Consider the following 13,033-nt stretch of genomic DNA (forward strand, 5'->3'; position numbering starts at 1 on the left):
TGCCCGCGTCAGCCGGTGGCGAGGGGGCGCTCGGGCGCCCCCTCGCGCGGGGTCAGTCGGTCGGCTCCACCTGATCGACGTTGTCGATCGTGACGAGCTCGACGTCGGTCTCGATGAAGTTCGTCGACGGCAGCTCGCCGGAAGCGGCGTACGCCTCCATGTGCGACAGCAGCTCCGCCAGCACGTCCGGCCACGGCTGGATGACCGTCGCCAGGAAGGGGCCGTCCTTCTTGATCTCGTCCAGCGCGAGCCCGATCGCGTCGACGCCCGTGACGTAGATGTCGTCGCGTCCCGCCTCGCGGATGGCCTGCACGGCGCCCACGGCGGCGTGGTCCCAGCCGGTCCAGACGCCGTCGAGCCCGTCGGGGTTGGCCTGCAGGTAGTCGGTGACGAACTTGAGCGTCTCCTCCTGTGAGGTCGCGGGCGCGAGGACCTGTCGGATGCTCCCGCCCGCGATGTTCGCCCCGGCGTCGCGCAGGAGGTCCTCGGCCATGCCGCTGCGCGTCATGATGCCCACGTGCGGGTCGTGGCCGATGACCATGACGTCCTTGCCCTCCAGGCCGCCCATCGCCTCGCCGAGCGCCTCCACCGTCAGCTCCGCGATCTGCTGCTGCTTGGTGGTGACGTCGAGCACGAAGTCGTCGTTCGGCTCGACGCCGCCGTCGATCGAGAAGATCGGGATGTCCGCGGCCTTCGCGGCCGACACGAGCGGACCGATCTGCCGGGGATCCGGGTAGCCGGCGAAGATGGCGTCGACGCCCTGGGAGATCGCGGTCTGGAGGTCGCTGTTGATCTTGTCGTAGTCGAAGTCGCTCGTGTACAGCGTCACGTCCCAGCCGCGATCGCGGCCCTCCTGGACGAACTGGTCCAGGATCGACTTGCCGACCGGGGTGCCGTAGCCGGCGGTGAAGGCGGCGACGGTGAACGTGTCGTCCCCGCCGCCGGGGCTGGCTCCGGCGTCCGAGCAGCCGGCGAGGCCGAGTGCCCCGACGAGGCCCAGTGCCGCCAGAGCGGCCGTGCGTGATGTGCGCATCATGTACTCCCTTGTTCGTGATCGCGCTTGGTGTGTGATCGCGCGAGCGGATGACCGCCGCAGAGACGGGTGCTACGCGTCTCGTTTCTTGAGTGCCGACAGGATCACGGCCGCGATGATGATCACGCCCGTGAGCACCTGCTGGACGTAGGTGTTCACGCCGAGGATGTTCAGCCCGTTGTTCAGCACGCCGATGATCCCGACGCCGACGAGCGTGCCCCCGATGTTCGCCTGCCCCGATCGCAGGATCGTCATGCCCAGGAAGACCGCGGCGACGGCGAGCATCATGTAGTTGTTCGCGCTGGAGGAGCTCGCGCTCGAGAGCCGGCTGACGAGGATGATCCCTCCCGCGGCGGAGAAGAACCCCGCGACCGTGAACGCCAGGAACCGCGTCGCCCGCACGCTCACGCCCGACAGGCGGGCCACCTCCGCGTTGCCGCCCACGGCGTACCAGCGCCGTCCGATGGTCGTGAAGCGCAGCACCACCCAGATCAGGAGGGCCACGAGCATCGCGAACACGACGGGCATGGGGAGCCCCAGCATCGAGCCCTGACCGAGCCACGCGAACTCCTCCGGCATGCCGTACAGCGTGGTGCCGTCCGTCACGATGAAGGCGAGACCGCCGACCGTCGTCATGGTGGCGAGCGTCGCGACGAACGCCGACAGCTTCAGGTACGCGACGAGGATGCCGTTGATCGCGCCGACGAGCGTTCCCACGGCGAGCCCCGCCAGGATCGCGGCCGGCACGGGTGTGCCGCCGATCATGAGGGCGGCCGCGGCGGCGCCCGAGAGCGTGGCGTTCGTGCCGACCGAGAGATCGAAGTCGCCCACCACCATGACCACGGTCTGCGCCGCCGCGATGATCGTGAGGATCGCGACCTGCGACAGGATGTTCGTCACGTTCCCGACGCTCAGGAACACCCCCGGCCGCATGATGGTGAAGAACGCGATCAGCAGCAGGAGCGCGATGATCGTCCCGCCCTGCCAGAGCAGCTGGGTCATGGGCGCGCGCTCGCGCGGCAGCGCGGCGGTCGACAGGGTGCTCGTCTCCGGTGCCATGTCAGGCACTCCTTCCGTAGGCGTGGGCGAGGATGAGCTCGTCGTCGGCGGACGCGGCCTCCACCTCGCCGTTGAGGCGGCCTTCGTGCATCACGAGGATGCGATCCGTGAGGCCGATGAGCTCGGGCAGCTCGCTGCTGATCACGACGATCGCGGTTCCCGCCGCCGCGAGCCGGCGGATCAGCCGGTAGATCTCGGCCTTGGTGCCGACGTCGATCCCGCGCGTCGGCTCGTCCATGAGCAGGACGCGGGGGGCGCGGGCGAGCATCTTGGCCAGGACCACCTTCTGCTGGTTGCCGCCCGAGAGCTGCCCGACCGGCTGCCGGGGCCCGCGGGCCTTCACGCGCAGCTCCTCGAGCCCGCGGCGCGCGAGCGCCCCGATCCGCCGCTGCGAGACGAAGCCCGCGCGGCTGACGTCGCCGAGGTTGGCGATCGCGATGTTGTCCTGGATCGCCGCGGACAGGATCACTCCCTGGCTGCGGCGCTCCTCGGGCACCAGCGCGATGCCGGCCTCGAGGGCGCGCCCGACGCCGGCGCCGCGCAGGGCCGCCCCGTCCACCTCGATCGCGCCTGCTGTCCGGCGCTGCGCGCCCGACAGCAGGCGCAGCAGCTCGCTCCGCCCCGAGCCGGCCAGCCCGCCGATGCCGAGCACTTCGCCGGCGTGGACCGTGAACGAGACGTCGGCGACGCGGCGGCCGGCGAGGCCCTCGACCCGCAGCACGGGCTCGCCCCGGGTCGTGCCGCGCGCGGGATACAGCTCGCTCTGCTCGCGGCCGACCATGGTGGAGATGACCTCGTCGATCGTGGTCTCCGCGACGTCGCGGGTCGTGATCGTGCGCCCGTTGCGCATCACGGTGAGGCGGTCGCACAGCTCGAACACCTCCTCGAGGCGGTGCGAGACGTACACGATCGCCACGCCCTCGTCCCGCAGCCCGCGCAGGACGACGAAGAGGTCCCGGATCTCGGTGTCGGTGAGGGACGCCGTCGGCTCGTCCAGGATCAGGACCCGCGCGTCGCTGCCCAGCGCCCGCGCCACCGCGACCATCGTCTGCTGGACGGGGGAGAGGTGGCCGGCGAGCTTGCCGAGGGGGATCCGCTGGTTCAGGCGGTCCAGCTGCAGGCGCGCCCGGCGGTTGAGCTCGGCCCAGCGCACGAAGCCCGCACGGCTGGGCGCGCGGTCACCGAGCACGATGTTCTCGGCGACGCTGATGGTGGGGATGATCGACAGCTCCTGGTAGAGCGCGACCACGCCGGCGCGGTTGGCGGCGCGGACGCCGGAGAAGTCCACGGGCTCGCCGAAGCAGCGCACGTCGCCCTGGTCGGGCTGGTGGATCCCCGTCAACACCTTGATCAGGGTGGACTTGCCGGCGCCGTTCTCCCCGAGCAGCGCGTGGATCTCGCCCGCCCGGACGGACAGGCGCGCGCCCTCCAGCGCGTGGACGCCGTCGAAGCGCTTGACGATGTCGTGCGCCTCGAGCGCGGGCGCGGCCGACGCGCGCGTCTGGGTCGCGGTCATGAGAGCCGCTCCCGTCGCTCGTCCGGGACGGGATTGCAGCGGATGACCACCTTCGGATGGCGTCCGCTGACGTGGGCGTCGAACGCGGCGGGCGCATCCTCGAGGTCGAAGACCGCGGCCGTCAGCTCGTCCACGTCGAGGTGCGGCAGCAGCTGCAGCGCGCGCGGGAACGCGTACGGGGAGACGAAGACGCCCGTGAGCGTCAGCTCCTTCAGATACAGATAGTCCGACAGGTTCAGCGGCATCTCGTAGTCCTCGGGGTACATCGCCCCGTACACGACCGTCCCGCCCTTGGCCGCGAGATCCAGCAGCCCACGCACGGCGCGCGGGGAGCCGGAGGCGTCGATGACGACGTCGTAGCCGCGCCCCGCCGTGATCTCCGCGGCGCGCTGCCCCTGGTCCTCCGCGGTGGGGTCGATCACGAACTCGGCGCCGTGTCGGAGGGCCATGTCGCGCCGCCCGGCGATCGGCTCGATGAGCGTGAGGGACGTGGCGCCGTGGCGCCGCACCACCTGGAGGGCGAGCTGGCCGATGGGGCCGCCGCCGCAGATCGCCACGCGATCGCCGACGCGGATGCGGGCCTTGTCGACGATGCGCACCGCGACCGACGTCGGCTCGAGCAGACAGCCCTTCAGCAGCGACACGTCGTCGGGCAGGCGGTAGACCTGCGACTCGTGCCAGGTGATCGTCTCGGCCATGCCCGGGCGGTTGTACTCCTGGATGTGCTCGCAGAACTGCTGCGCCCCCTCCTGACACGCGCGGCACGTGCCGCAGAAGCGCAGGAAGTTGCCAGCGACGCGGTCGCCGACCCTCAGGCCGTTGCGCGTCGCGCGCTCGCCGAGCGCCTCGACGACGCCGGAGATCTCGTGACCGAGACCGATCGGCACGTCGGTGCCGAAGAAGCCCTCGGCGAGGTGGGGGTCGGATCCGCAGATGGCCGCGTACGCGACCCGGATGCGCACGTCCTCCGGACCGAGCGGCTGCTCGGGGAAGTCGACCAGCCCGATGCGCCCGCGGGTGGCCTCGTCGGGATCGCGCAGGCTGCCGATCTTCGTGACGGCGACGGTCCTCATGGTCCTCCCCCTCAGATCGCGGCCGGCTCGTCGGCGCCGGCGCGCGTCGCGGGTCCGACCGCGCGGCGGAGCGCCCCCACCGTGGCCGACAGGCCGTACCCGTGCTTGTCGCGCAGTTGCTCGTCCTCACCGAAGCCCGCATACACCTGGGGGATGCCGAGGCGCTCGAACGACGTCAGGCGAAGGCCGCGGTCCGCGACGACGTCCGCGATGCGGCTCGCGAGCCCGCCGTACGCGAGGTGGTCCTCGAGGACCACGAAACGGCCGTCGGTCTCGGCCGCGCACCGCTCGATGAGCTCGACGTCGATGGGCTTGAGCGTGAACATGTCCACGACTCGCACGGACACGCCGTCCTCGGCGAGCTGCTCGGCGGCGTCGAGCGCCTGGGACACGGTGGTGCCGTGGGTGAAGAGCGTCACGTCCGAGCCGTCGCGGGCGACGATCCCCTTGCCGATCCGGATCTCGTGCTGGCCCTCCTCGTACAGCACCTTGTCCTTCTTGCCCACCGCGAGCCGGATGTAGAGGGGGCCGGTCATGTCCATCGACTGCCGGATGATCTCGCCCACCATCACCGGATCGCCGATCGAGGTCACCGTCATGTTGGTGAGCGAGCACATCAGGCCCAGGTCCTCGACCGCGTAGTGCGTCGAGCCGCCGTTGCCGACGAGGCCGCCGTGGGTGCCGATGATCTTGACCGGAAGGTTGGGGTAGCAGACGTCGGTGCGGATCTGCTCGAGGGCCCGCATCGACAGGAACGGCAGCATGCCGGAGACGACGGGGATGTTGCCGTCGTACGCCAGGCCCGCGGCGATGCCGACGCACACCTGCTCGGCCAGCCCGACGTCGACGAAGCGCTCGGGGTAGGTGTCGCGGAACTCCACGAGGGTCGCTCCGATGTCAGGGGTGAGGACCCACAGGTTCGGGTGGGTCTCGCCGAGCTCCGCGAGCGTCGATCCGATGACCGACCGCGCCGAGAGCATCTCTCCGAAGGTGAAGGTGACGGGCATCAGCGGGCCTCCTGCGCTTCCGTGTCGTTCTCCGATGCGTTCGAGGCACGCGACGCGTCGAGCGCCGCCAGCGCGCGCTCGAGGTCGTCCGCGCCGAGCGACCCCGCGTGCCACGCGAGGTTGCGCTCCATGAAATCGACGCCCTTGCCCTTGACCGTCTCGCAGATCACGACCGTGGGCAGGTCGCTGTCGGGGGAAGGCAGCGCATCGATCGCGGCGACGAGCTGCCCCATGTCATGGCCGTCGATCTCGACGACGTTCCAGCCGAACGCACGCCACTTGTCGGCGTACGGCTCGAAGATGACGCGCTCCTCCGCGAAGCTCGTCATGAGCTGTCGGTTGCGGTCGACGAATGCGACGAGGTTGCCGAGCTTCTGGCTGCGCCCGGCCATGGCCGCCTCCCACACCGAGCCCTCGCCCGTCTCGCCGTCGCCGAGCAGCGTGACCACGCGGTGCAGCTCGCCGCGGGCACGTCCGCTCAGCGCCATGCCCACCGCGAGCGGCAGGCCGTGCCCGAGCGAGCCGGTCGAGCACTCGACGCCGGGAAGCTGCACCTTGCAGGGGTGCATCCCGTACGCGCTGTCGAGCTGCCCGTACGTCGCGACGATCTCGTCGTAGGAGAAGAAGCCGCGCATCGACATCGCGATGTACATGCACACCGCGGCGTGGCCCTTGCTCAGCACGAAGCGGTCTCGGGCCGGGTTGGCGATGTCGTTCGGATCGATCCGCAGACCGTGATGGAACAGCGCGGTCAGGATGTCGGCGACCGAGAGGTCGCCCCCGATGTGGACGGCGCCCTCGTAGGTGCCGCAGAGCAGAAGCAGCTTGCGCCGCAGCTCGTATGCGAGGTCCTCCAGCTCTGCGACGCTGTGTCGCTCGCCGGTGTCGAGGACTGCCCGAGTCATGTCATGCCTCCTCATCGCCGAGGTCGACACCGCACCGCGTACCTCACGCGGGTGTCGCCGTCGACACTCCCAGTGCTTCCCGGAGCCCTCGTCGGCCCCGGTGTGCCACCGAAACTAGCAGGATGATGTTTAGCTGTAAACAGGGATGGCTAACAACTTGTTTGGTGATGGCGGGACGACAACCCGGATCTGGGAGACTGTGCAACGCGGCAGGAGCCGCGGAGGGGAAGCGAGATGAGCGAAACCGTCAGGGATGCCGACGCGGCGCCGAGGGCGCACCACGCCGCGCCGGAGGGAGCGATCACGGAGCCGCTCGCGGACGCTCTCCATCCCGACTCCTTCACGCCGCGCCTGCTCGCGCTGCTGTCGAACGCGCTCGTGTGGCGCGAGTCGCACGAGCTGCGACGGCGCTTCGGCCTCGGCACGAACGCGTGGCGCGTCATCTCGGCGCTCGCCACCCGGCCGGGGAGCTCGGCGACCGAGGTGTCGGAGTTCCTCGGCGTCAACAAGGCGGTGGTCTCGCAGAGCGTGAGCACGCTCATCGACCGCGGCCTGCTGCTGCTCTCGGACGGGCCGCGCGGCACCCGCCCGATGTACCTCAGTCAGGCCGGTGCCGACATGCACCGCGCCATGCAGCCCATCTCCGCGAGCGGGCAGGACATCATCCTCGAGGGCCTGTCCGACGCCGAGGCTGAGCGGTTCAACGCGCTGCTGCGCGAGATGCTGGAGCGCGTGCGGCTCGCATCCTGACCTCTCGTTCCGAGCACGCCCGGAGTTGTGAACAAAATCCGCGACAAAATCCGCGCGGATCCGGCACAATGGGCTCATCCCTGCCGCGCGGGCGGCGGAGCGTGAAGGACAATGGGGTCACGCATGCGAGGAGGGGTCGATTGTCGACGATGACCGAGACGGCGACGGGCGCGCAGCCCGAGCTGACGCGTCGGATCCGCGAGGCCATCCTGGACGGCGATTTCGCTCCGCATCAGCGGCTCATCGAGGCCGACATCAGCGCACGCTTCGACGCGACGCGGGCGGCGGTACGCACCGCGCTCATGAACCTCGCCGGGGAAGGCCTCGTCGAGCGGCTGCCCAACCGCGGCGCTCGCGTGCGCGCGATCAGCGTCGAGGAGGCCATCGAGATCGTCGAGGTGCGCATGGGGCTCGAGGAGCTCTGCGCGCGCAAGGCGGCCGCGAACCTCGGCGACGAGGACGCGGCGGGGCTCGCGGAGCTGCGGGAGCAGATCCAGGCGGCGGTCGCTGCCGGGGACCTGGTCGGATACGCCGCACTGAACCAGGAGATGGACCGGCGCATCCGCGAGCTGAGCGGGCATGCCACGGCGGTCCAGCTGCTCGAGCGGCTGCGCGCGCAGTCGGCGCGCCACCAGTTCCGCCTCGCGTACCACCCGGGGCGTGTCGCGCAGTCGGCGCCCGAGCACATCGCGATCATCGACGCCGTGCTGGCGCGCGATCCCGACGCCGCGGCGGCGGCCACCCGCACGCACCTCGAGGGCATCGTCCGCGTGCTGTCCGAGCTCCCCTGACGGGCTGCGGCCACACTCTCGGGAATCGGGGGCGTGGGAGCCCGTCATCCGCGCCGCACCGCATGTGATGGTGCCTCAAGCCCGGCGTCTGGCACGCGCCCGTCGCCATGCGCATGGAAGTTAGCTTTACCTAATCTAACTCGTTGATGGGCTGTTCTGCCGGAATATGGGCGAAATAATAGAAAGGGTCTTGTAATGACCGTCAGTTGGCCCTAGCGTGAGTCCCACAACGCCGCGCAGGGTGGCGCGGCTGCTACTGGCTCGATGAGGAGTTGAACGCGGCAATGTGGGATTACATCATCGTGGGCGCCGGCTCTGCCGGTGCGGTGTTGGCGGCACGCATCTCGGAGGAAGCGCGTGCGCAGGTCCTGCTCCTGGAGGCCGGGCCCGATTACCGGTCCGCGGAGACTCCGCCGGAGTATCACCACCGCGACCTGGGTCGCGGGCTCGAACTGCGGGCGACGGCCGCCGAACCGAATCCTGACTTCGTCTGGACCGGCCCCACAGCGCGCCGGGCCCCGGGGCAGGAGGTCTTCCCCTACCGGCGCGGGCGCGGTCTGGGCGGCAGCTCGACCATCAACGGGCTCTGCGCGATCCGCGGGGTCCCGGCAGACTTCGCCGAATGGGAGCGGATGGGCGCGCGGGGCTGGTCGTATGAGGACCTCCTGCCCGCGTTCATCGCCTCGGAGTCCGATCACGACTTCCCCGAGTCGCCCTTCCACGGAGCACAGGGGCCGATCCCTGTGTACCGGGAGCCGGAGTCCGGTTGGGGAGGCACGGACCGGGGCCTTCGCGATGCGGCGATCGACGCGGGCTACGGATGGGACCCCGACCACAACGCGCCCCATGGCACGGGAGCCGCCGCGTTCGCGCTCAATATCCGAGACGGCCGCCGGGTGTCCACGAACGACGGCTACCTGGAGCCCATCCGGGAGCGGGAGAACCTCACGATCGAGGGAAGTGCGCATGTCGACAGAGTGCTGTTCGACGGCACGCGCGCGACGGGCGTGCTCCTCGCGGACGGGACCGCCCGCATGCTCGCGCCCGGGGGTGAGGTCCTCCTGTCGGCCGGGGCCATGCACTCCCCGGCGATCCTCATGCGATCCGGAATCGGCCCCGAGGGGGTGCTGCGTGAGATCGGCGTCGCCCCGCTCTCCGTGCTCCCCGTGGGGGAAGGGCTTCAGGACCACGCCGTCGTCTTCGTCGAGATCCCGGTGACGGACGAATCGCGCATCAGCGTCGGCAACCGACCGACCAACGTGATCGTGCGGTACTCGTCGGAGCTGCCCGGGGCTCGCCCGAACGACATGATGTTCATGGCCAGCAATCACAACTACTGGTTCGGCAAGCCGACGGCGGGCGTCGCCGTGCAGTTGAACCAGTCGCTGTCGCGCGGGCGCTACTTCTTGCATTCCGCGGATCCCCTCGCGGACCCGCACCTCGAGATGGACCTGCTCTCGGACGAGCGCGACCTGGCACGCATGCGCGATGCGCTCGAGCGCATGCGGGAGCTCCTCGAGCATCCCTCGCTCGAACGGATCCGCACCGGCGAACCGTCGTGGATCCGCTCCGACCGGGACATCCGCGCCATGGTCAAGGACGTGATGCACCTGTGCTCCACCGCTCGGATGGGCGCCGAAGGCGACGAGGGCGTGGTCGTCACCCCGGACTGCCGCGTCATCGGCACCGAGGGTCTGCGGGTCGTCGACGCCTCGATCATGCCGAGCGTGGTGAGCGCGAACCTGCATCTCACCGTCGTGGCGATGGCGGAACTGGCGGCCTCTCGGCTGACCGGCCGACCGCTGTCGTCCGCGACCACAACAGAACTCGCGACCGCGTGAGTGCGGTCGCCTCGCCAGAAGGAGGCGGAACATGCTGAACGAAATCGGGATCGAGGAGATCCGGCTCAGCGGCATCAAGGACGCAGCGGAACAGCTGCGGGGGCGGTTCCCGCGGACCGCCACCTTCACCGGGATCAACACGCCGCAGCGGATCGAGGCCGACATCGTCGATCTTCAGGTCGACGGCGTCCTGCCCCCGCAGGTGGAGGGGATCCTCTATCGCTGCGGCCCGGACCCGGCCTACCCGCCGATCGCGGGCGACGACATCTACGTCAACGGCGACGGCATGGTCTCCATGTACGTGCTCGCCGAGGGCCGGGCCTCGATGCGGACGCGCTACGTGCGCACCGACAAGTTCAACGCGGAGCGGGAAGCCGGGCACGCGCTGTTCGGCCTGTACCGCAATCCCTACACGGATCACCCGTCGATGCAGGGCGTGGACCGCACGACCGCGAACACGAGCATGATCTGGCACGCGAACCGGCTCTTCGCGATCAAGGAGGACGGTCTCGCGCACGAGCTGGACCCGCTCACGCTGCGCACGATGGGCAAGCAAGATTTCGACGGCCGGCTGCGGAGCAAGACCATGACGGCGCATCCGAAGATGGATCCCGTCACGGGCGAGTGGGTCTTCTACGGCTACTCCGCCGCCGGCGAGCTCTCCGACGACATCGCCGTGGCGGTGGCGGACGCCGACGGACGGCTGACCGACGAGCAATGGCTCCTGCCGCCCTACCAGAGCGTCATCCACGATTGGGCGGTGTCGCAGCAGCACGCGGTGCTTCCCGTCATGCCGCTCACCACCGACCCCGAGAGGGTGAGGGCGGGTGGGCCGCGCTGGGCGTGGGACCCCGAGCAGACGACGCATCTCGGTGTGCTCAAGCGCAACGCCTCGGTGGACGACATGGTCTGGTTCGACGGTCCGGCCCGATGGTCCTTCCACACCCTCAACTCCTTCTCGGAGGGAAGCCTCGTGCACGTGGACCTGTGCGTGAGCCAGGCCGCTCCGTGGACGCACAAGAACGGCGACCCGTTCGATCCCGGGCTCGTCACCCAGTACCTGACGCGCTGGACGTGCGATCTGTCGAAGCGAGGCGGGGAGTTCCAAGAGGTCAGACTGCTCGACGGCATCGGAGTGGACTTCCCCGAGATCGACCAGCGCTACGCGACCAAGGCCTATCGGCACGGCTTCCTGACGGGGAAGGACCGCGACAAGCCCGTCGACCCCCTGATCTCGCGCGGAGTGTGGTTCAACACGCTGATCCACATCGATGTCCAGACGGGCGAGACGGAGCGCTGGTACGTGGGCGACGGCGGCAACATCCAGGAGCCGGTGTTCATCCCCCGCTCCGACGATGCGCCCGAGGGCGACGGGTTCCTCGTCGCGCTCGTCAACCGCCTGCCTTTCGCGCACACCGAGCTCATCGTGATCGACACCGCCCGCTTCGCGGACGGGCCGGTCGCGACGGTGCACATCCCGCTCCACATCCGGCCCACCTTCCACGGCCTGTGGGTGTCGGTCGAGGAGCTCGGATACGTCCCCCACATCCGACCGGAATGAACGGAGCAGAGATGACCACCACACTGCAGCAGCAGGACGTCCTCAGCCAGCTGGCCGCGGATCTCGACGGAATCGGCCACCTCGTCGGCGGACGCGTCGTCCGAGAGGCGACGTCGTTCGACGTCGTGGCGCCGTGGTCCGGAGCGATCCTCGCCGAATGCCCCGAGGCATCGCCGGAGCTCCTCGACGAGGCGATGGCCTCGGCGCGGGCCGCGCTCCCCGCGTGGCGCGCGGACCTCGAGCAGCGCCGTCGGGCGCTCATCGACATCGCCGAGCGACTCGAAGGCGCGGAGGAGCGACTCGGACGGGTGATCTCCGCTGAGACGGGAAAGCCCGCCCCGATCGGGCGCGGCGAGGTCAGGCTCGCCGCCGCGCACGCACGCTGGTACGCCGGCGCGGAGCTCCCGGTCGACACCCTGGTCGACAGCCCCGAGCTGAGCGTGCAGGTGGTGCGCGACCCGGTCGGCGTCGTCGCGGCGATCGTTCCCTGGAACGGCCCGGTCGTCATGCTGCTCAACAAGATCTCCGCAGCGCTGCTCGTGGGCGACACCGTCGTGGCGAAGCCGTCTCCGTTCACGCCCTTCTCGGCGCTGCTCGTCGGCGACCTGATCCGCGACCTCGTCCCGGCGGGCGTGGTCAACATCCTCGCGGGTGGCGACGACATCGGGGTCGCCATGACGAAGCACCGTCAGACCGACATGATCGCGTTCACGGGGAGTATCGAGGCGGGCCGCGCGATCATGGCCGCTGCGGCGCCGACCCTCAAGCGGGTCCTTCTCGAGCTCGGGGGGAACGATGCCGCGATCGTCATGCCGGACGTCGACGTGCAGGCGATCGCGCCGCATCTATATCGGGGTGCCTTCGGGCTCAGCGGGCAGATCTGCGCGGCGATCAAGCGACTGTACGTCCACGAGGACGTGCACGACGAGGTCGTCGCCGCGCTGGCCGAGATCGCGCGAGCGGCACAGCCCGGCGACCCGTGGGATCCGGGGACGACCATGGGGCCGTCGACGACGCGTCCGCAGTTCGAGCGCGTCACGGAGCTCATCGAGGACGCCCTCGCGGCGGGCGGCACCGCGGTCACGGGCGGCGCGCCGCTCGACCGGCCGGGCTTCTTCATCCCGCCGACGATCGTCACCGGGGTCGGCCCGGGCGTGCGCCTCGTGGACGAGGAGCAGTTCGGGCCCGCGCTCCCGGTGATCCGATTCTCGGATGTCGACAGGGCGATCGACGAGGTGAACTTCAGCGACTACGGCCTCGGCGGGTCCGTGTGGACCGCGGACCTCGAGCGAGGCACCGAGCTCGCCCGGCGCCTCGAGAGCGGCGGTGCCTGGGTGAATCGGCACCCGCACGTCGGCGCAGAGATCCCGTTCGGCGGGGCCAAGCAGAGCGGCGTCGGCCGCGAGGGAGGACGCCTCGGCATCGACGCCTTCTGCGAACTCAAGACGGTGACCATCGACCGCAGCGTGATGTAGGCGCGACCGTCTTCTCATCAGC

Annotated in this window: 11 protein-coding genes; 5 read left to right on the forward strand and 6 right to left on the reverse strand. The window is 70.1% G+C overall.

Annotated features, from left to right (window positions below; translation table 11 throughout):
- Nucleotides 1–52: 52 nt before the first annotated feature.
- The 6 genes from IEX37_RS03220 to IEX37_RS03245 all read right to left on the reverse strand — a co-directional run bounded on the left by IEX37_RS03220 (nt 53) and on the right by IEX37_RS03245 (nt 6,593).
- Complete coding sequence (locus IEX37_RS03220) at nt 53–1,036, reverse strand: sugar ABC transporter substrate-binding protein (protein WP_188754811.1); 984 nt, start codon at nt 1,034–1,036, stop codon at nt 53–55.
- A gap of 69 nt (nt 1,037–1,105) precedes the next feature.
- The gene (locus tag IEX37_RS03225) at nt 1,106–2,092 is read right to left on the reverse strand and encodes an ABC transporter permease (RefSeq protein ID WP_188754812.1); all 987 of its coding nucleotides are present in this window, start codon (nt 2,090–2,092) and stop codon (nt 1,106–1,108) included.
- 1 nt (nt 2,093) lies between these two features.
- Nucleotides 2,094–3,608, reverse strand: coding sequence for a sugar ABC transporter ATP-binding protein (locus IEX37_RS03230; RefSeq protein WP_188754813.1), 1,515 nt, complete (start codon nt 3,606–3,608; stop codon nt 2,094–2,096).
- On the reverse strand, nt 3,605–4,681 hold the full coding sequence (locus IEX37_RS03235; RefSeq protein WP_188754814.1) for a zinc-dependent alcohol dehydrogenase: 1,077 nt from the start codon (nt 4,679–4,681) through the stop codon (nt 3,605–3,607). Before IEX37_RS03235 ends, IEX37_RS03230 begins: the two co-directional genes overlap by 4 nt.
- Nucleotides 4,682–4,692: 11 nt before the next feature.
- Nucleotides 4,693–5,688, reverse strand: coding sequence for a transketolase family protein (locus tag IEX37_RS03240; RefSeq protein WP_188754815.1), 996 nt, complete (start codon nt 5,686–5,688; stop codon nt 4,693–4,695).
- On the reverse strand, nt 5,688–6,593 hold the full coding sequence (locus tag IEX37_RS03245; RefSeq protein ID WP_188754816.1) for a transketolase: 906 nt from the start codon (nt 6,591–6,593) through the stop codon (nt 5,688–5,690). Before IEX37_RS03245 ends, IEX37_RS03240 begins: the two co-directional genes overlap by 1 nt.
- A 234-nt stretch (nt 6,594–6,827) precedes the next feature.
- On the opposite strand from IEX37_RS03245, the gene IEX37_RS03250 reads away from it, so the two are divergent.
- The 5 genes from IEX37_RS03250 (at nt 6,828) to IEX37_RS03270 (ending at nt 13,011) form a co-directional block, all read left to right on the forward strand.
- Nucleotides 6,828–7,343, forward strand: coding sequence for a MarR family winged helix-turn-helix transcriptional regulator (locus IEX37_RS03250; RefSeq protein WP_188754817.1), 516 nt, complete (start codon nt 6,828–6,830; stop codon nt 7,341–7,343).
- A gap of 149 nt (nt 7,344–7,492) precedes the next feature.
- Nucleotides 7,493–8,134 (forward strand): GntR family transcriptional regulator, encoded by a 642-nt coding sequence (locus tag IEX37_RS03255; protein ID WP_188754818.1) that lies wholly within the window; start codon nt 7,493–7,495, stop codon nt 8,132–8,134.
- Nucleotides 8,135–8,418: 284 nt separating this feature from the next.
- Nucleotides 8,419–9,975 carry a GMC family oxidoreductase gene (locus IEX37_RS03260; protein WP_188754819.1) on the forward strand — a complete coding sequence of 519 codons (1,557 nt, stop codon included), beginning with the start codon at nt 8,419–8,421 and terminating at the stop codon, nt 9,973–9,975.
- A 31-nt stretch (nt 9,976–10,006) separates the two neighbouring features.
- Nucleotides 10,007–11,536, forward strand: a complete 1,530-nt coding sequence (locus tag IEX37_RS03265) for a carotenoid oxygenase family protein (protein ID WP_188754820.1) — start codon at nt 10,007–10,009, stop codon at nt 11,534–11,536.
- Nucleotides 11,537–11,547: 11 nt separating this feature from the next.
- On the forward strand, nt 11,548–13,011 hold the full coding sequence (locus tag IEX37_RS03270; protein WP_188754821.1) for an aldehyde dehydrogenase family protein: 1,464 nt from the start codon (nt 11,548–11,550) through the stop codon (nt 13,009–13,011).
- Nucleotides 13,012–13,033 lie beyond the last annotated feature (22 nt).

The sequence above is a fragment of the Microbacterium album genome (assembly GCF_014643695.1).
GTDB classification, from domain to species: domain Bacteria; phylum Actinomycetota; class Actinomycetes; order Actinomycetales; family Microbacteriaceae; genus Microbacterium; species Microbacterium album.